Annotated in this window: 18 protein-coding genes; 14 read left to right on the top strand and 4 right to left on the bottom strand. The window is 64.1% G+C overall.

Features of this window, described 5'->3' with window-relative positions; genetic code table 11:
• Positions 1-163: 163 nt before the first annotated feature.
• From dnaE to ACODS0_RS03940, 4 genes are all read left to right on the top strand, one after another.
• Positions 164-3,697: a DNA polymerase III subunit alpha gene (dnaE, locus tag ACODS0_RS03955; protein WP_488832966.1), complete on the top strand. Its 3,534-nt coding sequence runs from the start codon at positions 164-166 to the stop codon at positions 3,695-3,697.
• Positions 3,698-3,804: 107 nt separating this feature from the next.
• Complete coding sequence (clpS, locus tag ACODS0_RS03950) at positions 3,805-4,173, top strand: ATP-dependent Clp protease adapter ClpS (RefSeq protein ID WP_055396693.1); 369 nt, start codon at positions 3,805-3,807, stop codon at positions 4,171-4,173.
• A gap of 57 nt (positions 4,174-4,230) precedes the next feature.
• Entirely contained in the window at positions 4,231-6,579 is a 2,349-nt protein-coding gene (gene clpA / locus ACODS0_RS03945) for an ATP-dependent Clp protease ATP-binding subunit ClpA (protein ID WP_055396695.1), read from the top strand.
• 278 nt (positions 6,580-6,857) lie between these two features.
• The gene (locus tag ACODS0_RS03940) at positions 6,858-7,997 is read left to right on the top strand and encodes a hypothetical protein (RefSeq protein ID WP_488832963.1); all 1,140 of its coding nucleotides are present in this window, start codon (positions 6,858-6,860) and stop codon (positions 7,995-7,997) included.
• Between the two features lie 40 nt (positions 7,998-8,037).
• Here the strand turns inward: ACODS0_RS03940 and ACODS0_RS03935 are convergent, their stop codons facing one another.
• On the bottom strand, positions 8,038-9,411 hold the full coding sequence (locus ACODS0_RS03935) for a lytic murein transglycosylase (RefSeq protein WP_488832961.1): 1,374 nt from the start codon (positions 9,409-9,411) through the stop codon (positions 8,038-8,040).
• Positions 9,412-9,624: 213 nt separating this feature from the next.
• Here ACODS0_RS03935 and sbcB point away from each other — a divergent pair, with 213 nt between their 5' ends.
• The 3 genes from sbcB (at position 9,625) to ACODS0_RS03920 (ending at position 13,862) form a co-directional block, all read left to right on the top strand.
• Positions 9,625-11,073, top strand: a complete 1,449-nt coding sequence (gene sbcB, locus ACODS0_RS03930; RefSeq protein WP_488832958.1) for an exodeoxyribonuclease I — start codon at positions 9,625-9,627, stop codon at positions 11,071-11,073.
• A 156-nt stretch (positions 11,074-11,229) separates the two neighbouring features.
• Positions 11,230-12,477, top strand: a complete 1,248-nt coding sequence (locus ACODS0_RS03925; RefSeq protein WP_488832956.1) for a cystathionine gamma-synthase family protein — start codon at positions 11,230-11,232, stop codon at positions 12,475-12,477.
• A 29-nt stretch (positions 12,478-12,506) separates the two neighbouring features.
• Entirely contained in the window at positions 12,507-13,862 is a 1,356-nt protein-coding gene (locus ACODS0_RS03920) for a protein kinase domain-containing protein (protein WP_121420335.1), read from the top strand.
• A 42-nt stretch (positions 13,863-13,904) separates the two neighbouring features.
• Here the strand turns inward: ACODS0_RS03920 and ACODS0_RS03915 are convergent, their stop codons facing one another.
• Complete coding sequence (locus ACODS0_RS03915) at positions 13,905-16,184, bottom strand: EAL domain-containing protein (RefSeq protein ID WP_488832953.1); 2,280 nt, start codon at positions 16,182-16,184, stop codon at positions 13,905-13,907.
• Positions 16,185-16,509: 325 nt separating this feature from the next.
• A complete protein-coding gene (locus ACODS0_RS03910) occupies positions 16,510-17,739 on the bottom strand; it encodes a nucleoside recognition domain-containing protein (protein WP_488832952.1) in 1,230 nt (409 codons plus the stop codon).
• A gap of 232 nt (positions 17,740-17,971) precedes the next feature.
• On the opposite strand from ACODS0_RS03910, the gene ACODS0_RS03905 reads away from it, so the two are divergent.
• The 7 genes from ACODS0_RS03905 to ACODS0_RS03875 all read left to right on the top strand — a co-directional run bounded on the left by ACODS0_RS03905 (position 17,972) and on the right by ACODS0_RS03875 (position 24,101).
• Positions 17,972-18,685 (top strand): YebC/PmpR family DNA-binding transcriptional regulator, encoded by a 714-nt coding sequence (locus ACODS0_RS03905; protein WP_055396756.1) that lies wholly within the window; start codon positions 17,972-17,974, stop codon positions 18,683-18,685.
• Positions 18,686-18,752: 67 nt separating this feature from the next.
• Complete coding sequence (locus ACODS0_RS03900) at positions 18,753-19,046, top strand: J domain-containing protein (protein WP_055396708.1); 294 nt, start codon at positions 18,753-18,755, stop codon at positions 19,044-19,046.
• Complete coding sequence (locus ACODS0_RS03895) at positions 19,043-19,621, top strand: hypothetical protein (RefSeq protein ID WP_121420332.1); 579 nt, start codon at positions 19,043-19,045, stop codon at positions 19,619-19,621. Before ACODS0_RS03900 ends, ACODS0_RS03895 begins: the two co-directional genes overlap by 4 nt.
• 5 nt (positions 19,622-19,626) lie before the next feature.
• On the top strand, positions 19,627-20,391 hold the full coding sequence (locus ACODS0_RS03890; protein WP_121420331.1) for a hypothetical protein: 765 nt from the start codon (positions 19,627-19,629) through the stop codon (positions 20,389-20,391).
• A 157-nt stretch (positions 20,392-20,548) separates the two neighbouring features.
• A complete protein-coding gene (locus tag ACODS0_RS03885) occupies positions 20,549-21,832 on the top strand; it encodes a hypothetical protein (protein ID WP_488832946.1) in 1,284 nt (427 codons plus the stop codon).
• Between the two features lie 255 nt (positions 21,833-22,087).
• Positions 22,088-23,356, top strand: a complete 1,269-nt coding sequence (locus ACODS0_RS03880) for a GGDEF domain-containing protein (RefSeq protein WP_488832945.1) — start codon at positions 22,088-22,090, stop codon at positions 23,354-23,356.
• Positions 23,357-23,471: 115 nt separating this feature from the next.
• The gene (locus ACODS0_RS03875) at positions 23,472-24,101 is read left to right on the top strand and encodes a DUF1569 domain-containing protein (protein ID WP_176886136.1); all 630 of its coding nucleotides are present in this window, start codon (positions 23,472-23,474) and stop codon (positions 24,099-24,101) included.
• A gap of 140 nt (positions 24,102-24,241) precedes the next feature.
• Here the strand turns inward: ACODS0_RS03875 and ACODS0_RS03870 are convergent, their stop codons facing one another.
• Positions 24,242-24,898 (bottom strand): hypothetical protein, encoded by a 657-nt coding sequence (locus tag ACODS0_RS03870; protein WP_488832943.1) that lies wholly within the window; start codon positions 24,896-24,898, stop codon positions 24,242-24,244.
• Positions 24,899-24,926: the final 28 nt, after the last annotated feature.

Raw genomic sequence — 24,926 nt, 5'->3', positions numbered from 1 at the left:
AAAAGGAAACAAGGGTGCAGGATAGCTGGGCCGGTCCAGAGGGCCAGGCGCCGCTGGCATCCAGGGCACGAAAAAGCATTGTACTGGGGGTGGCACCTGTCAAGAGGCGTTGCGCTGCCAGCTTTCTCTCGGTGGAGGTGCTGGGCTTTCTACAATGGCCCCCATGTTTGTTCACTTGCGCCTGCACACCGAGTTCTCCGTCGTAGACGGTACCAATCGAATCGATGAGGTGGCCAAGGCGGCTGCCAAAGACGGCCAGCCTGCACTGGCCATCACCGATCTCAACAACCTTTTTGGCGCGATCAAGTTCTACAAGGAGGCGCGGGGCAAGGGCGTCAAGCCCATTCTGGGGGCCGAGATTTTTCTGGAAGGCGAAGCGGGCGCGGCCCCCTCACGCCTGATCGTCCTGGTGCAGAACCGCCAGGGCTACCTCAATCTGTCCGAACTGCTCGCGCGCGCGTGGACGCGCAATGTCGTCAAGAATCTGGCGCTGTGCACCTGGGCCTGGCTGGAAGAGTTGTCGGAAGGGCTGATTGCCCTGGCCGGGGCACAGGCTGGGCCTGTGGGCCAAGCTCTCCTGAAGGGGGACGAGTCGGGCGCCGCTGAGATTGCCTTGCGCCTGGCAGGGCTGTTTCCACACCGGTTTTACATCGAGTTGCAGCGTGCGGGCCGTGTCGACGATGAAAGCCACGTGGTGGCTGCTGCACAGTTGGCGGCGCGCCTGAGCTTGCCCGTGGTGGCTACACATCCTGTGCAGTTCGCCACTCCAGACGACTATGAGGCCCACGAGGCGCGCGTCTGTATTGCAGAGGGGGAGATCCTGGCCAACCCGCGCCGCGTGCGCAAGTTCACGCGCGACCAGTATTTCAAGTCTTCTGCAGAAATGCAGGCCTTGTTCGCTGATGTTCCGTCGGCCATTGCGAACACGGTGGAAATTGCCCAGCGTTGCAACCTCACGCTGGTGCTTGGCAAGCCGCAGTTGCCGGACTTTCCCACCCCCAATGGCATGCCGATCGATGAGTTCTTTCGTTTTGCCTCGTTCGAGGGGCTGGAGGAGCGCCTGAAGCTTCTCTTCCCCAAGGAGTCCGACCGCGATCAGCAGCGTCCCCGCTATGTGGAACGCCTGGAGTTCGAGATCGGAACCATTCTCAAGATGGGTTTTCCGGGCTACTTCCTCATCGTGGGGGACTTCATTCAGTGGGCCAAGGCCAACGGGTGCCCCGTGGGGCCGGGGCGAGGATCGGGTGCCGGTTCGCTGGTGGCATATGCCCTCAAGATCACCGACCTGGATCCGCTGCAATACAACCTGCTGTTCGAGCGGTTTCTGAATCCCGAGCGGGTGTCCATGCCTGACTTCGACATTGACTTTTGCCAGTCCAATCGTGACCGGGTGATCGACTATGTGAAGGACAAGTACGGCAAGAATGCCGTGAGCCAGATTGCCACTTTCGGGACCATGGCTGCCAAAGCCGCCATCCGCGACGTGGGCCGGGTGATGGACATGAGCTACATGTTCTGCGACGGCATCTCCAAGCTGGTACCGGGCAAGCCCGGCATGTCGTACACGCTGGCCTATCCGCCCGAGGTGAAAAAGGAAGGCGACAAGAACAACTACGCACTGGAGCTGGAGCCGCTGCTGTACGAACGCGTGCAGAAGGAAGAAGACGTCAAGACCATCATCGAGATGGCGCAAAAACTCGAAGGCATGACCCGCAACATCGGTATGCACGCGGGCGGGGTTTTGATTGCGCCTGGCAAGCTCACGGATTTCTGCCCGCTCTACCAGCAGCCGGGCAGCGAATCGGCGGTGAGCCAGTACGACAAGGACGACGTGGAAGCTATTGGCCTTGTGAAGTTCGACTTCTTGGGTCTCGCCACTCTCACCATTCTGGAAATCGCGCGTGAGTTCATCATCAAGCGCCACAAAGGCCAGGAGAACTTCGCCTTCGAGAACATTCCGCTGGACGATGGCCCCACCTATCGGCTGTTTTCCGACGGCAAGACCGAGGCCGTGTTCCAGTTTGAAAGCCGCGGCATGCAGGGCATGCTCAAGGAAGCGAAGCCGAGTCGGCTTGAAGACCTGATTGCACTGAACGCGCTGTACCGGCCGGGTCCCATGGATCTGATCCCGAGTTTCGTGAACCGCAAACACGGCAAGGAAGTGGTGGAGTACCCCCATCCGCTGGTGGAGCCCGTGCTGGCCGAGACCTACGGGATCATGGTGTACCAGGAGCAGGTGATGCAGACCGCCCAGGTGCTGGGGGGCTACAGCCTGGGCGGCGCCGACATGCTGCGCCGCGCCATGGGCAAGAAGAAGGCCGAGGAGATGGCCGAGCACCGGGAGATCTTCCGAAAGGGTGCGGCCGAAAAGAACATCAGCCAGGAGAAGGCTGACGAAGTGTTCGATTTGATGGAGAAGTTTGCAGGCTACGGCTTTAACAAGTCGCACGCGGCTGCTTACTCCCTTTTGGCTTACCACACGGGTTGGCTCAAGGTGCACTTCACCGCAGAGTTCTTCTGCGCCAACATGACCGTGGAAATGGATGACACCGACAAGCTCAAGGTGCTGTTCGAAGACGCGCAAAAAATGGGGCTCTCTTTCGAGTCGCCGGACGTCAACCGTGGCTTCTACCGGTTCGAGCCCGTGACCGACAAAATCATCCGCTACGGCCTGGGCGCCGTTAAGGGCACGGGCCAGCAGGCCATCGAGGCCATGGTGGCGGCGCGCGAGGGGCGTGGCGAAGGACCCCATGGCGCCACCACCGGGCCTTTCAAGAGCCTTTTCGATTTCTGCCTGCGCGTGGACAAGGCGCGCATGAACAAGCGCACGGTGGAGGCGCTGATCAAGGCGGGTGCATTTGATTCCATCAACATGAACCGGGCATCGATGGTGGCGTCGATCGACCGGGCTTTTGACTTTGCGGCCGCCACGCTGGCCAACGTGAACCAGGGTGGCTTGTTCGACATGATGGGCGATGATGCCCACGGTTCCAGTACGCAGGAGCCCGAGCTGGTGGACGCGGTTCCCTGGGGGATCAAGGAGCGACTCACCCTGGAGAAAACGGCGGTCGGTTTCTATCTGTCCGGCCATCTGTTCGATGAAGTGGCCACGGAGGTGCGCCGCTTTGTGCGCACCCAGATCGATGAGCTGCTGGACAGTCGCGAACCCCAGGTCTTGGCCGGGATCATCAGTGATTTCAGGGTCATCAATGGACAGCGGGGCAAATTGGGCCTGTTCAAACTGGACGACAAGTCTGCCGTCATTGAGGCGTCTGCCGATGAGGCCTTGCTCAACACGTACCGCAACCAGCTCAAGGAAGATGAGTTTGTGGTGATGATGGGCCGCTTGCAACTGGACCATTTCAGCGGTGGCCTGCGCGTGAAGGTGCAACAGGTGTGGGACTTGGCAGGGGCGCGTTGCCGTTTTGGCAAGTACCTGCATGTCACCGTCGGCGACAAGGGCCCGGATGTGCACCGCCTGGTCAAGGAGTTTCCGCCGCGCAGAGAGGAGCTTGCCGAGGGTGAATTGCTCCACGGCCTGCGTGTGCGCATGGGGGTGCGCTGTGTGGCGCAGGACGCGGCCGCTGTGGCGGAGCTGCAACTGGGTGAGAGCGCCCGTTTTTATCCCACCGATGCTGCGCTGGCCGCCTGGACCGCCCAGGCGGGCAGTGGTTCGGCCACCGTGGTTTACGAATAAATCGGGTGTTGGGAACCATTCGGTGAATATCGTGAAGGCGACAGCTTGAAAAAAACCGGATCAACGTCAGATTTCTCTCACGGCAGCATGCCGCGCGGATCGCTAGAATGATTTTCATGGCAACAAAACCACCTTCACCCCCCACCGCGCTGCCCGTGACCCGGCCCGCGCGGGATGATGGCGGTTCGGTCGTGCTCGAAAGACGCACCCAGAAGACCCAGCCGCCGCAGATGTACCAGGTGGTCATGCTCAATGACGACTACACCCCCATGGAGTTCGTCATCGTGGTTTTGCAGGAGTTTTTCAGCAAGGACCGTGAACAAGCCACCCAGATCATGTTGAAGATCCATCTCGATGGCAAAGGCGTCTGCGGTGTTTATTCCCGCGATGTGGCTGCCACCAAGGTGGAACAAGTGCTTGACGCCGCCCTCAAGGCGGGCCACCCACTCCAATGTGTCAGTGAACCTGTTGAATAACAGGTTTTTGATCCCGATCTACAGTTATCCCTTCCACGCAAGCACAAAGGAGTTCACATGATTGCCCAGGAACTGGAAGTCAGCTTGCACATGGCCTTTGTTGAGGCCCGTCAGCAGCGCCACGAGTTCATCACCGTGGAGCATCTGTTGCTTGCACTGCTCGATAACCCCAGCGCAGCGGAGGTGCTGCGCGCATGTTCGGCCAATATCGATGATTTGCGCTCATCGCTGGCGAACTTCATCAAAGACAACACGCCCCAGGTGGCTGGCACCGATGAGGTGGACACGCAGCCCACGCTGGGATTCCAGCGTGTGATCCAGCGCGCCATCATGCACGTGCAATCCACGGGCAATGGCAAGAAGGAAGTCACGGGTGCCAACGTGCTCGTGGCCATCTTTGGCGAGAAGGATTCGCATGCCGTGTACTACCTGCACCAGCAGGGCGTGACGCGCCTGGACGTGGTCAATTTCATTGCCCACGGTATCAAGAAGGGCGAACCCCCAGAGCCTGCCAAGCCGGACAACCAGGCGGAAGGCGAAGAGGGTGGTTCTTCTGAGCGCAACGAAAAAGCCTCGCCGCTGGAACAGTTCACCCAGAACTTGAACCAGGCCGCCAAAGACGGCAAGATCGATCCGCTGATCGGGCGCCACTACGAGGTGGAGCGCACGATCCAGATCCTGTGCCGCCGCCGCAAGAACAACCCACTGCTGGTGGGTGAAGCTGGCGTGGGCAAGACAGCGATTGCCGAGGGCCTGGCCTGGCGGATTACCCAGAACGATGTGCCTGAAATCCTGGCCGAGGCCACGGTGTACTCGCTAGACATGGGCGCATTGCTGGCAGGCACCAAGTACCGGGGTGATTTTGAGCAGCGCCTCAAGGGCGTTCTCAAGTCGCTGAAGGACAAGCCCAATGCGATTTTGTTCATCGACGAGATCCATACGCTGATCGGTGCGGGTGCCGCGTCGGGCGGCACGCTGGATGCCTCCAACCTGCTCAAGCCCGCGCTTTCCAGCGGCCAGCTCAAGTGCATTGGTGCAACGACCTTCACGGAATACCGTGGCATCTTCGAAAAAGATGCAGCGCTGTCGCGCCGTTTCCAGAAGGTGGACGTGGTGGAGCCCAGCGTGGCCGAAACCATCGACATCCTCAAGGGCCTGAAGTCGCGCTTTGAAGAGCACCACAGCGTGAAGTACGCGGCGGCCGCCCTGCAGGCTGCAGCCGAGCTGAGCGCCAAGTACATCAATGACCGCCATCTGCCTGACAAGGCGATTGACGTCATTGACGAAGCCGGTGCTGCACAGCGCATCATGGTGCCGAGCAAGCGCAAGAAGACCATCGGCAAGGCCGAGATCGAAGAGATCGTGGCCAAGATTGCGCGTATTCCGCCTGCGAATGTGTCCAATGACGACCGTGGCAAGCTCCAGACGCTGGAACGCGACCTGAAGAGTGTGGTGTTCGGCCAGGACAAGGCCCTGGAAGTGCTGGCCAGCGCGGTCAAGATGGCGCGGTCCGGACTGGGCAAGGGCGACAAGCCCATCGGCTCGTTCCTGTTCAGCGGCCCCACAGGCGTGGGCAAGACCGAGGCGGCCAAGCAGCTGGCCTACATCATGGGCATCGAGCTCTTGCGCTTCGACATGTCGGAGTACATGGAGCGCCATGCGGTCAGCCGCCTGATTGGTGCGCCTCCGGGCTATGTCGGGTTCGACCAGGGTGGCCTGTTGACCGAAGCCATCACCAAGAAGCCGCACGCTGTGCTGCTGCTCGACGAAATCGAGAAGGCGCACCCGGACATCTTCAACGTGCTGCTGCAGGTGATGGACCATGGCACGCTGACCGACAACAACGGGCGCAAGGCTGACTTCCGCAACGTCCTGATCATCATGACGACGAATGCCGGCGCCGAGACCATGAACAAGGCGACGATTGGCTTCACCAACCCGCGCCAGGCGGGCGACGAAATGGGCGACATCAAGCGCCTCTTCACGCCCGAGTTCCGCAACCGGCTGGATGCCATCGTCAACTTCAAGGCGCTCGACGAGCAGATCATCCTGCGCGTGGTGGACAAGTTCCTGCTGCAGCTGGAGACGCAACTGGCCGAGAAGAAGGTGGAGGTTACCTTTACCGATACGCTGCGCAAGCACTTGGCCAAGAAGGGTTTCGATCCGCTCATGGGCGCCCGCCCGATGCAGCGTCTGATCCAGGACACCATCCGCCGCGCGCTGGCCGACGAGCTGCTCTTCGGTCGCCTGACGGACGGTGGGCGTCTGACGGTCGATATCGAGGTGAAGACCGACGACAAGGGCGTGGAAACCTCCGAGGTGCTGCTGGACATCCAGCCGCTGGCCAAGAAGGAACGCTCGGCCAAGTCCGAGCCCGCCGAGCCCGAGGAAGCCACGGCGGACTGATGGGCACTGGCTCCACTGGCGCTTTGCCGACACGTACCGGCACTCTCCAGACGCCAGCCATCATTGCGATGGCTGGCTTTTTTTTGTCCGTAGTGCAGTGTCAACAGCGTGGTGGCGGCGAAGTCTGCAAAGGCAGTCTTTGACGAGCTGGATCAGCGAACTGGTGTGCGCGAACGCCGTCCGGTGCCCCAAAATCATTGAAACGTTTTCGCACAGTTCCGTGGCGAACCAGCACCTTTGGGGCGGCATACTGCGCGCTGACTGAGGAGACGCCCCCCATGACCATGACCATGACACCCACACCATCCGTCCCGATGTTTCCCGGTGCCTCCTCTCGCAAGCGGCGTCTGGGCGCGATCAGCCGGTGCCTTGCCATTGCCAGTTTTGGTGCACTGGTGGCAGCTTGTGGCGGCGGCGGGGGTGATGCGGCGCCGGTTTCGCCGCCTCCGGGCTCCCCGGCGCCAGGCGCGCCAGCGCCAGCTCCGCCCCTCGGGGGCCATGTGTATGGCGATGTGCGCGGCGCAACCCTGGGTGTGGGCGCGCCGCTCAATGGCGCACAGCCGTTCCCTGCCGACAATGACTGGAACGCGGATATCAGTGGGCTCCCCATCGATCCCAACTCTGACAACCTCATCGCCAGCATTGGCCTCACCCGGGGTTTGTTCCCGGATTTCGGCGCGGGCCTGTGGGAAGGCGCGCCTATCGGCATTCCCTATGTGGTGGTGGCAGGTAACCAGCCGCGTGTGGCGGTGCAGTTCACCGACTACGGCGACGAGAGTGATGCAGGCCCGTACCCGATTCCGCCCAACGCGCCTATTGAAGGCGGTCCTTCCAGCGCGGGTGACCGCCACGTGATCGTGATCGACCGCGACAACAACCGCTTGTATGAAACCGGCAACAGCTACCCGCAGTCCGACGGCAGCTGGCGTGCGTCGGGTGGTGCTGTCTTTCACCTGGACAGCAACAACGTGCGTCCCACCGCCAGGCCGCGATGGACCAGCGCGGACGCAGCGGGCCTGCCGATCTTTCCGGGCCTGGTGCGGTACGACGAGGCGTCGCTGGGCGCCGGTGGCATCCGCCACGCGCTGCGCTTTACCGTCAGCCAGACCCGCCGTGCCTACGTGCCGCCCGCGACCCACTGGGCATCGAGCAATACCAGCCCCAACCTTCCCCCCATGGGCATGCGCGTGCGCCTGAAGGCGGGCTATGCGATCCCGCCGGGCTTCTCTGCTGAAGCGCAGGCTATCCTCACCGCCCTCAAGACCCACGGGATGATGGTGGCCGACAACGGCTCCAACTGGTTCCTGAGCGGGGCGCCGGACGAACGCTGGAACAACGATCGCCTGAAGTCTGAACTGCGCCAGGTGCTGGGCCGCGACTTCGAGGTCGTGCGCATGGACGGGCTGGTGACGCCATGACTCCGTGGGGCGGCCAGTTGGGCAGGCCTTGGGGCTCTGTCTACTGGCGCGCCGTAAGCCGCTCCAGCAGTTCCACGGTGGGATAGCCGTCCGCCACAACGCCGATGCTGCGCTGGTAGCCTCGCAGCCCCGTGCGGGTGGCGGGGCCCATCACGCCGTCCGGGGTGCCCGCGGCAAATCCCTTGCGGTTGAGCGCCTCTTGTAGCTCCTGCAATTGCTGGCGTGAAAGGGGTGCAAGGTCGCGCGGCCAGGCGGCAACCACGGGCCCGCCACCGCCAATCTGGCGCGCCAGCAGCGCCACCCCCAGCGCGTAGTTGACCGAGTTGTTGTAGCGCAGGATGACCCGGAAATTGCCCCCTACCAGAAAGGCCGGGCCTCGGGCACCTGCGGGCGTGACGATGGACGCGGAGGCCAGGGTGGGCAATGCCTGCCCGTCGATGCCGCGCACACCTTCAGCGTCCCACTGGGCTGTGGTCTGCCGTACGGAAGGGTCTGCGCGGGCGTGGTCGAAAGACGCGGGCAACTGCACCTCCACCCCCCAGGGTTCGCCCGCCTGCCAGCCCGAACGCGCCAGGAAATGCGCGGTAGACGCCGTCACGTCCGGGATGCTGCCCCAGATGTCGCGGTGGCCATCGCCATCGGCATCCACGGCGTAGGCCAGAAACACCGAGGGCAGGAACTGCGTGTGCCCCATGGCGCCGGCCCAGGAGCCGAGCATGCGGTCTGCTGCGATGTCGCCCTGGTCCACGATGCGCAGCGCGGACAACAGTTCGGCCTGGGCCCAGGCGCGGCGGCGGCCTTCATAGGCCAGCGTGGACAGCGCGTCCACGGTGCGGAACGTCCCGAAATTGCTGCCGTAGTTGCTCTCCATGCCCCAGATGGCGGTGATCACGGTGGCAGGCACGCCATAGCGGGCGGCAGCGGCTTCTAGCGTGGCGCTGTGTTCGGCCAGCTTGGCCTGGCCTTGGGCAATGCGCTGCGGCGAGACCGCACTGTCAAGGTAGGCCCAGGGTGTGCGCGTGAATTCAGGCTGTGCCCGGTCAAGCTCCACCACACGTGGCTGCCATTGCGCCTGGCCCAGCACTTCGCGCACCGTGCGGGGCTGGATGCCCGCCTGCAAGGCCTGCGCCGAAAACGCGTCGCGCCATGCGGCAAAGCCTGCCGCATGGTCCACGCCAGCGGTGGGGCTGCCGGTAGATGCTGCGGCATCTTGGGCCGGTGTGCTGGTGGTGGCAGGGGGGGCGCTGGCTGGCGGCGGTGTTTTCACCGCGTCCGGGCGATGGAGGGGCGCTGCGGCGCAGCCCGCCAGAGCCAGGGCTGCCCAACATGCTGCGAGGGAACGTGGGGACCAAGAGGACAAAAGGGAAGGGCGGAGCCGCGAAACGGAGGGATTGGCTGGGTGGGTGCTTTGCATGCGCCATTGTCCCGCGCTGCAGCGGCGGTGCTGCGCTGCAGGTGTATCACGGCGTGAGGCGGCATCCGATGAGGTATTCGTATTTGCTATATATTTTATAGCTGCTAGCGCTTTATCAGTATACGCTAGGGGCCTAAAAAGCTTGTAAATCAGGTTACAGTTCACGGTATCCCTCGCCCTGTTCTTCTGTCGCCCCCTGTTTGCCCATCGACCATGGCCCCCCACACCTTCCTCTGGCACGACTACGAAACCTTTGGTGCCAACACGCGCCGCGATCGGCCTGCGCAGTTCGCCGCCATCCGCACGGACGCGGAGCTGAACGAAATCGGCGAGCCGCTGATGTTCTATTGCCAGCCTGCCAACGACTACTTGCCCGACCCGGTGTCGTGCCTCATCACCGGCATCACGCCGCAGCTGTGCCTGGAAAAGGGCGTGCCCGAGCACACGTTCGCTGCGCGTATTGAGTCCGAATTTGCGCAGCCCGGCACGATAGGCGTGGGCTACAACACCATCCGGTTTGACGACGAGATCACGCGCTTCATGTTCTGGCGCAACCTCATCGACCCGTATGCGCGCGAGTGGCAAAACCAGTGCGGCCGCTGGGACCTGCTGGACGTGGTGCGCATGACCTATGCGCTGCGGCCGGATGGCATCACCTGGCCAAAGAAAGAAGACGGCGTGACCCCCAGCTTCAAGCTGGAACACCTCTCCAAGGCCAATGGCCTGCAGCACGACGCGGCGCACGATGCGCTGTCAGACGTGCGCGCCACCATTGCGCTGGCGCGGCTGATCCGCCAGCACAACACCAAGCTGTTTGACTTTGCACTGAGCCTGCACAAGAAAGACCGCGTGGCCGCCGAGCTGCGCCTGCCCGCCACCACCAGCACGGCGCGGCCGTTTCTGCATGTGTCCGGCATGTTCCCCACCGAGCGCGGTTGCCTGGCCGTGATGTGGCCGCTGGCCAGCCACCCTACCAACAAGAACGAGCTGATCGCCTGGGACCTGGCCCACGACCCGCGGGAGCTGGCCACACTCAATGTGGAGGACATCCGCCTGCGCATGTTCAGCAAGGCCGACGCGTTGCCCGAGGGCGTGACGCGCCTGCCCATCAAGACCATCCACCTGAACAAGTCACCCATGGTGGTGGGCAATCTGAACACGCTCACGCCCGCGCTGGCCCAGCGCTGGGGCATCGACCTGGCCCAGGCCGCGCAGCACGCCGAGGTGGCGCGCGCGCTGCCCGACATGAGCGGGATCTGGCCCGCAGTGTTTGCCCGCCCGCAAGAGCCGGCGCAGGATGTGGACCAGGACCTGTACGGCGGTTTTGTGGGCAACAACGACCGGCGCCTGCTGAACGACCTGCGCACCCTGAGCGGCGACAAGCTGGCCAAGGCGCGTGCGAACTTTGATGACCCGCGCCTGGCCGAGCTGCTGTGGCGCTACCGTGCGCGCAACTTCCCCACAACGCTGTCGCCTGAAGAGCAAGAGCGCTGGGAGGCCCACCGCGCCGCCTGCCTGTTCGACGGGCAGGGCGGGGCGCGCACGGTGGAGCAGCTGTTCACCGAGATCGATGAAATGTCGGAAACCGCCGATGACGACCGTACCCAGGACATCCTGGGCGCCTTGTACGATTACGCGGAGCACATCGCACCTGAACGATGACTCCCCCCTGAGGCGCTGCGCGCCTTCCCCCGGAGGGGGACGCACCCGGTGGCCTGGCGGAGCCAGTTCCACGGGTGCACTGGCATCAGGGCGCGCCAGTAGTGATCGCCCCGCCTCGTACGTAGACCAGTAGAAACAAAGCAGCCGCAGATTTTTATGACGACACCGCAGAACCACAGTTTCACCACCCAGATCGTGCACGCCGACCGCCTGGGCGGCGCCGAGCATGGGGCCATCCACAAGCCGATCCATACGTCCGTTCAGTACGGGTACGAGAAGATGGAAGAGCTGATCGCCGTGTTCCAGGGCACGAGCAAGGGCGGCTTCAACTATGCGCGCCAGGGCACGCCCACCACGGCGGCGCTGGAGGCCAAGATCACGCAGATGGAACGCGGGCACGGCTCCATCGTTTTCTCCACCGGCATGGCGGGCATTTGCGCGGTGTTCCTCACCCTGCTCAAAGCAGGTGACCATCTGGTGGCCAGCCAGTTCGTGTTTGGCAACACCAACAGCGTGTTCGGCACGTTGGCCGACCTGGGCATTGAAGTGACCACGGTGGATGTGACCGACGCGGCCAAAGTGGCTGCTGCCCTGCGCCCCAACACCCGCATGGTGTTTGTCGAAACCATTGCCAATCCCGGCACGCAGATCCCCGACCTGGAAGGCATTGGAGCGCTGTGCCAGCAACGTGGCGTGCTTTACGTGGTGGACAACACCGTGGCATCGCCCTATCTGTTCCGCGCTGCCACGGTGGGCGCGGGCCTGGTGGTCAATTCGCTCACCAAAAGCATCGGCGGGCAGGGCGCTGCGCTGGGTGGCGCTATCACCGACACGGGGATGTACGACTGGTCGGGCTACCCCAACATCTTTGCGCCCTACCGCAAGGGCGACCCCAAGGGCTGGGGCCTTCAGCAGCTGCGCAAAAAGGGCCTGCGCGACATGGGTGGCACGCTGTCGTCCCATGCTGCGCACCAGCTGGCGCTGGGCGCTGAAACGCTGTCGCTGCGCATGGACCGTACCAGCGCCACGGCCCTGGCCTTGGCGCAGTGGCTGGAGGCGCACCCGGCCGTCTCGCGCGTGCTGTACCCCATGCTGCCTTCGCACCCCCAGCATGCCTTTGCCAAAAAGCTCCTCCAGGCGGGCTCATGGCTGCTGTCGTTCGAGCTGCGCAACCCCGACCAGTGCCTGGCCGTGTGCAACCGCCTGCAGTTGCCCATCAAGGCCACGGGGCTGGCCGACACGCGCACGCTGATCATCCCGGTAGCGCACACCATCTTCTGGGAGGCCGGCCCCGCCGTGCGTGCCGCCATGGACATTGGTGACAGCATGATCCGCCTGTCAGTGGGCCTGGAAGACCCACAAGACCTGCTCGCTGACTTTGAGCAGGCCCTTGCAGGCGCCTGACCTGTCAAATACCCGCCCAGGAGTCCCTCATGGCCACAGCAACCTCGGCGCCCCCCGCCAGCATCGGCAAGTACCGCATCGAGCGTGAACTGGGCCGGGGTGCGAGCGGCATCGTGTTTCTGGGGCTCGACGGCTTTAGGGGGCGCAAGGTGGCCATCAAGCAGACGCATGCCCATCTGCTGAAAGTACCCGAGCAGGCCGAGCGCTACCGCAAGCTGCTGCGCAACGAGGCTGCGCTGTCGGGCCGCCTGCGCCACCCCAACATCGTGCGCCTGCTCGATGCGGACGAGGAGGCGCTGCCCCCCTACCTGGTGCTGGAATATGTGGATGGCCAGCCCCTGTCAGCCTATGCCACGCCGGATGCACTGCTGCCCGTGCCCCAGGTGCTGGACATTGCCTTCAAGTGCTGCAACGCGCTCGAGTACGCGTGCCGCGAAGGCCTGGTGCACCGCGACATCAAGCCCGCCAACCTCATGCTGGCCAAAGACGGCGACATCAAGCTGACCGATTTTGGTGCGGCGCTGTCACTGCGCAGCGATGCCACGCAACTGTCGGGCCTGGTGGGCTCGCCGTCCTACATGTCGCCCGAGCAGGTGCGTGAACACGACCTCACGCACCACAGCGACATGTTCTCGCTGGCAGTTGTTGTGTACGAGCTGCTCACGGGCCGCCGCCCGTTTGACGGCGACACCGACTTCGCCACGCTCTACAAGATCAGCAACGAGGCGCCCACGCCACCGAGCCTGCTGCGCGCGTCGCTGCCAGCCCATGTGGACGACGTGTTGCTGCGCGCCCTGGCCAAGCAGCCCTCCGACCGTTTTGCGACCTGGGACGATTTTGCACGGGCGCTGCTGGCCGCCCACCAGAGTCTGCCCCGCCAAAAATCCCAAGACACCGAGGCCGAGCGTTTTGCGCGCCTGCGCGCGCTGCCGTTTTTTGCCGACTTTCACGACGTGGCTCTGTGGGAGCTGATGCGCCTGGGCAACTGGCGGCGGCTGGAGCGGGGCACGGTGCTGATGCGCGAAAACACGCCCGGCGATTCGTTCTGCATCCTGATCGAGGGCCAGGTGGCCGTGAGTCGCCAGGGCTGGAATCTCAGCACACTGAGTGCGGGCGTCACCCTGGGTGAAATGACCTACCTGCGCCCCGACAACAGGCTGCGCACCGCCACCGCCGTGGCCGAGTCCGAAGTGCTGGTGCTCAAGGTGCGCAACCCCGCGCTGCGCGGGGCGTCCGAAGACCTGCAGTCGTGTTTTGACAAGGCCTTCATCAAGCTGCTGGTGGGGCGGTTGATTGCGACCAACGAGCAACTGGCCGAGTGGGAGCTGGTGGCTGCCCCTCCCGCCCCGGTAACACCGGCATCGCCTTCCGCGCCGCGCGGCTGAAGCGCTTCCGTTGCGCCCGCCGCTGGCTCGGCAACCAGGGAGTCAGTGCACCACGGTTTGCAGTAGCAGCTCGTCAAGCGGGGCAGGGCGGCCCAGGGCGTATCCCTGGGCAAAGTGCACGCCCAGCCCGGTCAGCAGGTCCACGACGGCCTGGCTTTCGGCAAACTCCGCCACGGTCTTCTTGCCCATCAGGCAGCCAATTTCGTGGATGGACTTCACCATGGCGAAGCTCACCGGGTCGTCGGCCATGTTCTTCACAAACTGCCCGTCGATCTTGAGCATGTCCACCGCCAGCTCGCGCAGGTAGGCATACGACGATAACCCGCTGCCAAAGTCGTCCAGCGCAAACTGGCAGCCCCGCGCGCGCAGTGCGTGGATGAAACGGTTGGCCGCTGCCAGGTCGCCCATGGCGGCGGTTTCGGTGATCTCGAAACACAGGCGGTCGCAGCGCACCGGGGTCTGGTCCATGGCCTGCAGCACCTGGCCCAAAAAAGCGGCATCGCCCACGGACTGGCCCGACAGGTTGATGCAGCACAGCTCCACACGCTCCTGGTGTTCGGCCATCCAGGCCAGGGCTTTTTTGATGACCCAGCGGTCCACCCGCGCGGCCAGGTGGTAGCGCTCCACGGCGGGCATGAATTCGCCCGGCGAGACCCGTTGGCCTTCGGCCGTGCGCATGCGCAGCAGGATCTCGCAATGCAGGCCGTGCGGCGGGCTGCCCTGCCGTGTGCCCAGGCGGGTGATGGGCTGGCCAAACAGCTCAAACCGGTCATGCTGTAGCGCATGCTCGATGCGGCTGACCCATTCCATGACGCCATAGCGCTGCGCGAGGGCAGGGTCGTTCTCGGCATAGACGTGGATGCGATTGCGCCCCCTGTCCTTGGCCACGTAGCAGGAGCTGTCTGCCGCCTGCAGCAAGGCGCCCACGCTTTCGGTGGCGGCATCCAGCACCACGGCTCCGATGCTGACACTGACACTGAATACATGGTCGCGCCAACCAAAACGGAATGCGGCCAGTTCCTGCTGCATGCGCTCTGCGACCTTCAAAGTCTGTTGCAGGTCCTGCTGCCACAGCAGGATGCCGAACTCGTCGCCTCCCAGGCGGCACAGCAGATCCTGAGGCTGCAGGTGGGCCAGGAACAGGCGCGCCACCTGCCGCAGCAGTTCGTCCCCTGCCGCATGGCCGCAGGTGTCGTTGATCACCTTGAAGTTGTCCAGATCGAGGTAGCACACGCAGTGGCGGTCGGAGGCCTCCCGCGTGGCGGCAAAGGCCTGGGCCAGCAGGTGCTCGAACGCGCGGCGGTTGCCCAGGCTCGTGAGCGTGTCGTGCAGGGCCTGGAACTCCATTTCGCGACTCAGCCGGCTGGCCTCGGTCACGTCGCGAAACACCAGCACCACACCGTCAGCATCCCCGCCGGGGCGCAGCAGTGGTGAGGCGGACAGGTCCATCAGCAGGGGGGCTCCTGCCAGTGGTGTGGACCGCAGCTTGGAATGCAACTGGGTGCTGCCTTGCGCCAGTGCGCGGCCCACCAGGTCGGGGGCAGCCTGGGTGCCAGGTTCGGCGGCCAGGCCCAGCACGTCCTGGTGCCTGCGTCCGCAGGCGGCGGACAGCGACCAGCCTGTCAGCGTCTGGGCTGCGGGGTTCAGGTACTGCACCAGCCCCGTGGCGTCGGTGGTGACCACGGCGTCGCTGATCGAGTGCAGGGTGACCTGCAGGCGCTCCTTTTGCTGCAGCAGCGCTTCTTCGGCCTCGTGCCGCGCGGTCATGAACCGCACCCGGTCCAGTGCCACGGCCAGATGCCCAGCGGTGGCCTGCATCAGTGCGATCTGCCAGGGCTTGGGGGGCCGCACGCCTTCCTCGTCGCCATAAGTGCCCATGCCCAGTGCGCCCATGCGCTGGTCCGCCATGATGAGCGGCACATTGACGATGGTGCGGTTGTGCAGCACGGCGACCACGGCCTTGTTGGTGCGTGGGTCGGTGCGGGCGTCTTCCACCACCACGACGTGGGTGGCCTGCATGATTTCTTCGAGCAGCGCATCCCCCTTCACGGGGATTTTCATGGTCTGCAGCTGGCGGCTCAGGGCACCCTCCTCACCACTGGTGGTGTGTGTGAGGAAGTCCAGCATCCCCGAGGATTCGTCAATCAGGGCCAGCCAGACGTGGCGGTAGTCAAAAACACTCTCTCCCATGGGTTTGACGGCATCGAGCACGTCGGACAAGGTCCAGGCGCGTTCCAGGCGTTTGCACAGCTGGAGCAGGGCCTCGGAGTGCCTGCGCTCTTCGGCGTCGTGGGGCGCTGTGGGGTTGGGGGGCAATGTCATGGAACGTGGTGAAGGGCGTTTTCCGGGAGCCCTGGAGCAAGGGACGACGTGCTCGATCGCTGCCGTGGCGCCGCTTGCGCGCCCATGAGGCAGAGCATAGGTACCGCCTCAGTCGCCCGCATGGTGGAAACCACCAATTGGCTTTGGATGGTCCGTGCAAGCCACCCCGAAGTCTTTGGGGTCCGTGGTGCGCTCAGGGGCAACCCCCGGTGGGAGGGTCGGAATGGCCCCAGTGAGAAGGAATTGGGTAGGAGCAAGTTGCTATTCAATTTATAGCTACTAGCGATTGATAGATAAGCGATAGGGCCATTTTTCTTCAATAACTTTAACCAAAAAACCGATAGCACACCACAACGGCCGCCACCACCCCCGCCAGTTCGGCCAACAGCGCGCAGCCCACCGCGTGCCGCGCACGCTGAATGCCCACCGCCCCAAAGTACACGGCCAGTACATAAAAGGTGGTCTCGGTACTGCCCTGAATGGTGGCTGCAGCCAGCGCCGCAAAGCTGTCTACCCCTTGCGTCTGCATGGTCTCGATCAGCATGGCGCGCGCAGCGCTGCCTGAAAACGGCTTGACCAGCGCAGTGGGCAGAGCGTCCACAAACCGGGTGTCTGCACCCAGCACCTGCACGCACCAGCGGATGCCATCGAGCACATAGCCCAGCGCCCCCGATGCACGGAATATCCCCACGGCACACAGCATCGCCACCAGATAGGGCAGCAGGCCCTTGGCCACGTCAAAACCTTCGCGCGCGCCCTCGATGAAGGCTTCGTACACGGGCACCTTGCGCCACGCGCCGATGCCCACGAACAGGACGATCAGCGCAAACAGCGTGAGGTTGCCCAGCAAGGACGACAACTGGGCCAGCGCGGAGGCGCTCAAGGTGGTCAGCAGCGCCATGAAGCCGCTCAGAACCAGCGCTACGGGCAGCAGATAGGCCAGCACCACGGGGCTCCACAGCGGCAGGCGCTGCACCACTGCCACGCTGAGCAGGCCCACTAGCGTGGACGCTGATGTGGCCAGCAGAATGGGCAAAAAAACCAGCGTCGGGTCGGGCGCCCCCTGCTGCATGCGGTACATGAAGACCGTCACCGGCAGCAGCGTGAGCGAAGAGGCATTGAGCACCAGGAACAGGATCTGCGCGTTGGTGGCGGTGTCGGGCTCGGGGTTCAGCTCCTGCAGGGCTTTCATCGCCTTCAGACCCATGGGGGTGGCCGCGTTGTCCAGCCCCAGGGCGTTGGCGGCAAAGTTCATCGTGATCAGCCCCAGCGAGGGGTGGCCGCGCGGCACCTCGGGCATGAGCTTGGCAAACAGTGGTGCCAGCCAGCGCGCCAGGGCGTCCACAATGCCCGCCTTTTCGGCAATGCGCAAGAAACCCAGCCACAGCGTGAGCGTGCCAAACAGCAGCACCATCACCTCGACCGACAGCTTGGCCATCTGGAACAGGGCCTGCACCATCGACGAAAAGATCTCGGCATTGCCGCCCACCAGCCACTGGGCCAGTGCGGCCACGGCAGCGGTCAGAAAAAAGCCCAGCCACAAGGTGTTGAGCATCAGTGGTCCTGAATGACGGGGAAGCGAAGGGCCTGCATGGTGGTGAGGTTACCTGCCCCCAGGCTGGGCGCTGGCTTGGGCGTGGCGGCAAGGCAACGGGTGGCTCGGTGGTACCCTATAGGGTTCGGTTCCAACCTGCACAGGGGCTTATTTCGGGCTTTTGGTGCTCGAATGGGCCTCCATCACATCGACAGGCGCCCTGGCGCGCCACAACTCCAAGAAAGACATCACCATGGGCGCGCAGTGGAAAGCAAAAGGCAAGGCACAGGTGGCCGACGCCAAGGGCAAGCTGTTTGGCAAGCTGGTCAAGGAAATCACCGTGGCCGCGCGCGGCGGTGCCGACCCGGCCAGCAATGCGCGCCTGCGCCTGGTGGTAGAGCAGGCCCGCAAGGCCTCGATGCCCAAGGACACGCTGGAGCGTGCCATCAAAAAGGGCTCGGGCACCGGTGCTGATGCCGTGAACTACGAGCGCGTGATCTACGAAGGCTTTGCGCCCCACCAGGTCGCCGTGATGGTCGAATGCCTGACCGACAACGTCAACCGCACCGCGCCCGAAATGCGCGTGCTGTTCCGCAAGGGCCAGCTGGGCACCTCGGGCTCGGTGGCCTGGGACTTCAACCATGTCGGCATGATCGAGGCCGAGCCCGCCAACCCCGACGCCGACCCCGAATTGGCCGCCATCGAAGCCGGTGCACAGGATTTTGAAGCAGGCGACGAAGAAGGCACCACCACCTTCTGGACCGACCCCACCGACCTCGATCTGGTGAGCCGTGCGCTGCCCGCCCACGGCTTCAATGTGCTGTCGGTCAAGCTGGGCTACAAGCCCAAGAACCCGGTAAACCCCGCCAACCTGACCGCCGAACAGCTCGAAGAGGTGGAGAACTTCCTGGCCGCCATCGATTCCAACGACGACGTGCAGAACGTGTTTGTGAGCCTGGGCGGCTGATGGTGGTGGCCCGCTGGCCTGGTGGCCGGTGCCAGTTTCATCCCGCCCCCGCTCCATTGAATCATCCATGACCGCAGACCACTACGCCGCCCTCGGGCTTGCGGCCAACGCATCGCTGGCCGACATCAAGAAAGCCTTTCGCCAGAAGGCGTCGTTCTACCACCCGGACCGCAACGACGCCCCCGACGCTGCCCAGCGCTTTCAGGCTGTGCAAAAAGCCTATGAAGTGCTGTCGGACGACACCGCCCGCCAGGCCTACGACGACAACCGCCGCCGCAACCTGCTGGACGACCCGCTGCACACCGCCCAAGAGATCTGGCAAGCCTATTCCACGCGCATTTTGACAACGACCACTCCGTGAAACTTTCCCCTTATTTTTATGACCTGCGCTCTGCCTACCAGGCCGAGCTGGACGACCTGGTTTCCGACTCCGAAGGCAAGGATGTGCTGCGCAAGCGGCTGGCCGAAAAGCGCAACGAGATTGCCTTTCTGGTCCAGATGATGGAGTTGGCCCCCGAAATGGTGGCCGTGGTGTTCCACCAGGGTTTTCGCTTCACCAAGCCGGCTGTGGTGGAACACCTGCTGAGCCTGCCGGTTGACGAACTGCCCGACTGGCACAGCCTCTCGCCTGCCATCGCGCTGGAGCCCTGGGCCAGCAGCCTGGCGCAAACCGTGCTGCGCGAACCGCAGGGCGCCCGCTTCATGGCTGTGGCTGCAGGGCTGGAATACCTGCAGCAGCACGCCCGCCTGGCGCACCATGCGGCCTCGTCGGCCGAGGGTGACAGCGACGCCGATGACGGTGAAGACGCCGCAGAGCATGATGACGACTACAACGCACTGAGCGCCGATGACGCTGCGGACCCACAAAACAGCCGCAGCCGCGAAGAGGCCAGCTCCAACTGGCTGGCCGACGCGGGGTTTGACCGCAAGGAGTGACGACCATGAGCAGCAACAACCAACACCTCGCCCTTATCACCAAGACCACTAGCCTGATCGCGGCTGGCGACATCGTGGGCGCCGAATCGGCCTTGTCGGAGCTGGCGGATGCTGAGGGCGACAACGCCTTGATGGTGGTGCTGGACCAGCTGGCCCCCAAGGACATTCTGGCCGTGATGCGCGAGTACGACGAGTCCAAGGCCTCTGTGGTCAACATGCTTGTGACGCCCGAGCAGTTCGCGCGCGCCATGGTGCTTGAAAAGCAGTACAAGGACCTCACCCACACGCACCTGCGCAGCATGGTCAACGCGGTCATCTTCCGCGACGATGCCGACCCGGTGGAGTTTCTTACTGCCATTGGCGACCTGGACGGTGGCGCCGAGGCCTTGGCCAACTACTTTGCCGAAAAGTGGAGCCGCATCGAAGCCTTTGCCCGCACCGGCACGTTTGACGCGGTGGAAGACTATGGCCCCACGCTGACCGACGACGAGCTGCTCGCCTCGGGCTACGTGCAGCCGCGCATCGATCTGGACGAGGTGGCCGACCGCGACTGGATGCAGATGGCCTGGCTGCTGCGCTACGAGTGCCGCGACCTGTTCATCGAAACCTTGCTGGTGCTGCGCGCCAAGGCACGTGCCTTTGACCTGGGCCTGGAAGAGGGCGACGAATCGCCCGCCGAGGAAGACGACGGCAAGTTCGAGACCAGCGAGACGGATCGCGGCAAGGCCACGCCCGCCGCACGTACGTCGGATGAGGAATCGGCGATTTGAGATGAAGCACCCCCTGAGTCGCTTCGCGCCTTCACCCCTCTCTCGCATTGCTGCGCAACGCGGGAGGGGGACGCCCCCAGCGCGGCGGGGCGGCCCTTGCGCGGGGGCACTGGCCTTCGCAGCGCCAGTTTCAACGGCTGCGGGAATGGCCCACTAAATGACCATCGACGAACAGTCCTCTACCCAGGCTGCGGGGGCCAACACGCTGCAGCTCCACGACGCCCGTCCTTTCTTTGAAAAGGCGCTGGCCTATGGCGTCCAGCATGGCGTGATTGGTGCCGACAAGTTGGCCGCCATCAATGCCGATGCGCCCAAGGGCATGGTGCAGATTGCCCGCTACTTTGGCAGCGAGTTTTTGCGGCCCGAGCTGGAGAAGGCGCGTGACCGCATGGTCAACCTCATCAGCCTGTACCTGATCGATACCACTGAGGGCGACCTGCACCAGGCCGCCATCTCGCTGCGCGACCATTCGTTGCTGTCGCGCTCCAAGGGCGGCTCAGACATGCTCAAGCGCCTGATTGGCATGCCCGAGAGCAGCAACTTTGGCATGGCGGGCTATGCCGATGCCGAGACCCCGCTACTGGCCGTGTGGTCACTGCGTAGCCATGCTGACTACCGGGCCGAGCTGGCGCGCCGCACGCAGATTGCGCAGGCCATCCATGCCGCCCAGTGGCTGGCCGAGCAGTTCGACCTGGACCCGGACGAGCTCGAAGCTGCGGGTGCCGATGCTGAAGCCGTCATCCGCACCGGCCTGCTCATGCTGGCCCTGGCGCCCAGGTCCATGGACCTGGGCGAATGGCCGAACACCGTCGCGTTCGAAAAAATGCTGATGGCACAGCGCAAGAAGAAGCTGGCGCCGCCTTCACAGCTGCGCCTGCCCCCTGGTTTGCCTGCTGAACTGCGCGAGGTGGTGTTAGCGCACTGCGCCAGTGTGCTGGCCGACCTGCCCAGGCTGCTGGATTCCGCCACACTGGTGCGTACGCTGCTGCGCCCCACCGGCGCTTTCCGCGCGCGCTACTTTCTGCTGGACGACCCGCTGGCCGAGGTGGACAACTTCCACCGCAGCCTGGATGCGCTGGAGGAGGGCGAGGAACCCCCGCTGCCCGCCAGCAAGACCTGGGCAAAAACCACCCAGGGCAACGATGACGAACATTCGCTGCTCACGCTGTTCCTGTGCCTGGCTGCGGGTGTGCCCAAGAAAACCCTGCTGACCGAAAAGACCGCCGCCAGCCTGGTGCGCAAACTGCGCAAATCCGGCCTGCAGCCCGCGTTGGCCACCGAGTTCATCCGCACCCACGCGCCCGGTGTGCACCAGCAGGACTACATCGCGCTGTGGACCAGCTTTGTGCAGGACGCAGAAAAAACCTTGCTCAGCGACATGGACTACCAGATGCACGATGCCCTGGCCCTGCTGCGCCGGGAATGCAATGTGGTGGGCTAGGAGGCTGCGCGGCAGAAGGAACATCGGCTGCAATGCGCGATAAACCGGTCTCGCGCGGTACCACCTCCTGCGCCCAGGGGCCCACCCTGGGCTTGTCGGTAGCACCACGCGATCCTCGGTTTTCGCAGGTCTCGCTTCGATGCCTTCTTCCGCGCAGCCTCCTAGCCGCGAACGGCACGCTGCGGGCTTGGCGCCGTCATCCACCCTATTTATCCCATTTGCACCAGGCGGCACCTTTACACAGGTCAAGGAAAGGTGCCGCGCGACACGGTGCCCGGCGGCGGTCCGGTTAACATTCCAGCCGCCCGCCAGCCCGCCCTTAAAGTGCACAGCCCCACACTCCTCATCATTGCAGCGCTACTGACTGCGCTCGTCACCACGGTGTTGTATGCCGTGTGGTCGTTCAACCGGAACATCCCAGGCCTGCGCCTGTGGATGGTGTCGTTCCTGCTGGGGTCGGTGTTCAGCGTGAGTCTGCTGGTGCGGGACTGGTTTCCCGAGGTGGTTGCGGTGGTGATCTCGCAAGGTTCGGTGTCGCTGGCAGCCTACCTGTGCCTGATGGCCAGCCGCATGTACATGGGGCGACGCCCGTTTTCTCATTGGTATGCGGTCGTGGGTATCGGGGCCCTGATGGTCGCGTCGGTGTATTTCACCGTGGTGCAGCCCCATCTGGGCATGCGGTTTGTTTTTGTGGGGCTGGGTGCGGGCATCTGCTTTTTGCTCACGGCGCGCACGATGGCCGATGGTGGCGTGCGCCGCGTGCCCGCGCGCTACCTGTTTGCGTTGGTGGCGGGTCTGCATGGCCTGTTTTTGTTGCTGCGTCCGGCACTGTTCAAGCTTGCTCCCGTTGCGCCCGGCGGCTTGCCAGACGCCGGACTGGTGGCGCTGGTATCGCAGTTTGTTCTGCTGGAGGCCATTGTGGCCGTGGTGTTGCTGGGGTTTGGTGCACTGATGCTGGCCAACGAGTTCATCACCAGCGAGCTGCGGCACCTGGCCGAGATGGACCCGCTGACCAACGTGTTCAACCGCCGCGCGTTTCTCACGCTGCTGGACAAGGCCATCAGCGCCGCCCAGCGCACCGGGACGGCTGTGCCCGTGCTGGTGATGGACCTGGACCACTTCAAGAACATCAACGACACCTGGGGTCACCGGGCGGGTGACGATGTGCTGCGCCATTTTGTGATGCTGGCCCACCGTTGCTTGCGCAAGGAAGACGTGATGGGGCGCCTGGGGGGCGAAGAGTTCGCCATCTTCCTGCCCAACGCGAGCGCCGCTGGTGCCCTGGCCGTGGCTGAACGCCTGCGCGCGCTGGTCGAAGCCCAGCCAGTGGCCACGGGCCCGCAGTCCATCCCGCTGACCGTGAGTGTGGGCGTCACCCTGTGTGCCCACGGCGACGCGGCGGGCGCTGCGCTGCAGCGCGCCGACGAGGCCATGTACCTGGCCAAGGAGCGCGGCCGCAACCGCGTGGAAGTGTCTGAAAAAATCGTGGGCACTCCGGTGGCGCCAGCAGCGACTGCTGCTTGAGCCGCCGTACGCACCGCCTGTGTCGGCTGCCCGACCTTCGCTGCGCCGCTGCAGCATTTGCTGGCGGCAAAATGGTGGGCACCCTTTCGGCCCACAACAACCTGATCACCATCCCATGGCAAGCAATCCCCACGGCAGCAATCCGGGCGCCCCGTTCGATGTGTTGCCCACACCACCCGCTGCACCGCGCAGGGCGTTCCTCCGTTCGGGTACGGGGTTGGCCACCCTGGGTGTGGTGGCGGTCTCTGGTGCTGGTTATCTGCTTTACCGGCCCGGAAACGATCGGCAACTCGTCTTTGGCACCCTGGCGGGCGCCATGCAAGAGGTAGAACGCCTTGCAGGCGCGGCGGTCCAGCCGCTGGCACCCGCCACGGCCTGGAACTGGTCGCAGACGCTGGAGCACTGCGCACAGAGCATCGAGTTCTCGCTGCAGGGTTTTCCGGCCCCCAAGTCGGCGCTGTTCCAGAACACGCTGGGCGCGGCGGCTTTCAACGTGTTTGCCCTGCGCGGCCGCATGAGCCACAACCTGGCAGAACCCATTCCCGGCGCGCCCGCGCTGGATGCGTCCACGCCCGACGCGTCAGCGGCCCTGGCCCGGCTGCGCAAGGCCGTGCAGGACTTTGCCGCCCATGCCGGGCCGCTGCAGCCGCACTTTGCCTACGGAGCGTTGAGCCGCGCGCAGTACGAGCAGGCGCACGCCATGCACCTGGCCAATCACCTGTCGGCTTTTGATGTGCGGGGCTGAGTGGAGGGCTGGTGCAACGCGTGCGGTGTGGGCCGCGGAATTCAACCCTGACTGAGATTGTTTGCTATAAATAATATAGCTATTAGCGCTTGTTCAATAAGCGCTGGAGCCATTTTTCTTAACATTTTCTGATTGTCAGATCAGCCCAGATCGTCAAAGTCCCACTGGGCGCACAGCGCCTCAAAGCGATCGGCGTCCAGGGCGCTCAGGAACAAGCCCGGCTCTGCAAGCTCCCCCTCGGCATGCAGGTACCACACCAGCGCCTGCGGCCCCACGGTGAAGATGCGCAGCCCCGCTACATCCACCACGGCCTGCGCCTGCATGGCGTGCAGCAGCGCTGCCAGGTCCCCCTGCGTTGAGAACCCATGGCACGCGCGCATCCCGCAGAACGGGTAGCCACCCTGGGCCATCTGGTAGTAGGCGATGGTGTGCAAAAACGCATCCAGGCCCAGGTCTTCCTCGTGCCAGTCGGGGGCATCCAGGTCGGTGGTTTGCCATACCCGCTGCTGCGCATCGGTGGCCCACCAGCACACGGCCTGGTTTTCTTCCAGAAACAGCAGCTTGTCGCCCAGGCACTCCAAATCCTGCAGCGGCGCAAACCGCTGAAAACTGGCCATCAAATCGGCACGCCTGCCCACGGCGGCATAGTAAGCGTGCAGGGCAGGGGGCACCTGGCACCCCAGGCGATGGCTTGCGGCAGCCAGTTCATCTTCCGTCAGCCCGTCTTCGGCGCTGACAGGACGGCCCAGCAGCCAGGCCAGGGTGTCGGAAAGGGGCGGGCGGGTAAAGGCGGTCATGGGTTTCGGTTGTGAGAGCCACGCGCGG

Source organism: Acidovorax sp. FG60 (assembly GCF_057808995.1).
The sequence above is the reverse complement of the archived record's forward strand: the minus strand, read 5'-3'. Positions and strand labels throughout refer to the sequence as shown.

Bases quoted from the DNA above. Each gene is read 5' to 3' on its own strand.
- ACODS0_RS03890 (WP_121420331.1), top strand. From the start codon at position 19,627: ATGAGCAGCAACAACCAACACCTCGCCCTTATCACCAAGACCACTAGC.
- ACODS0_RS03925 (WP_488832956.1), top strand. From the start codon at position 11,230: ATGACGACACCGCAGAACCACAGTTTCACCACCCAGATCGTGCACGCC.
- ACODS0_RS03915 (WP_488832953.1), bottom strand. From the start codon at position 16,184: ATGACATTGCCCCCCAACCCCACAGCGCCCCACGACGCCGAAGAGCGC.
- sbcB (WP_488832958.1), top strand. From the start codon at position 9,625: ATGGCCCCCCACACCTTCCTCTGGCACGACTACGAAACCTTTGGTGCC.
- ACODS0_RS03910 (WP_488832952.1), bottom strand. From the start codon at position 17,739: ATGCTCAACACCTTGTGGCTGGGCTTTTTTCTGACCGCTGCCGTGGCC.
- ACODS0_RS03920 (WP_121420335.1), top strand. From the start codon at position 12,507: ATGGCCACAGCAACCTCGGCGCCCCCCGCCAGCATCGGCAAGTACCGC.
- ACODS0_RS03900 (WP_055396708.1), top strand. From the start codon at position 18,753: ATGACCGCAGACCACTACGCCGCCCTCGGGCTTGCGGCCAACGCATCG.
- ACODS0_RS03870 (WP_488832943.1), bottom strand. From the start codon at position 24,898: ATGACCGCCTTTACCCGCCCGCCCCTTTCCGACACCCTGGCCTGGCTG.
- clpS (WP_055396693.1), top strand. From the start codon at position 3,805: ATGATTTTCATGGCAACAAAACCACCTTCACCCCCCACCGCGCTGCCC.
- ACODS0_RS03885 (WP_488832946.1), top strand. From the start codon at position 20,549: ATGACCATCGACGAACAGTCCTCTACCCAGGCTGCGGGGGCCAACACG.
- ACODS0_RS03905 (WP_055396756.1), top strand. From the start codon at position 17,972: ATGGGCGCGCAGTGGAAAGCAAAAGGCAAGGCACAGGTGGCCGACGCC.
- dnaE (WP_488832966.1), top strand. From the start codon at position 164: ATGTTTGTTCACTTGCGCCTGCACACCGAGTTCTCCGTCGTAGACGGT.
- clpA (WP_055396695.1), top strand. From the start codon at position 4,231: ATGATTGCCCAGGAACTGGAAGTCAGCTTGCACATGGCCTTTGTTGAG.
- ACODS0_RS03935 (WP_488832961.1), bottom strand. From the start codon at position 9,411: ATGCAAAGCACCCACCCAGCCAATCCCTCCGTTTCGCGGCTCCGCCCT.
- ACODS0_RS03875 (WP_176886136.1), top strand. From the start codon at position 23,472: ATGGCAAGCAATCCCCACGGCAGCAATCCGGGCGCCCCGTTCGATGTG.
- ACODS0_RS03940 (WP_488832963.1), top strand. From the start codon at position 6,858: ATGACCATGACCATGACACCCACACCATCCGTCCCGATGTTTCCCGGT.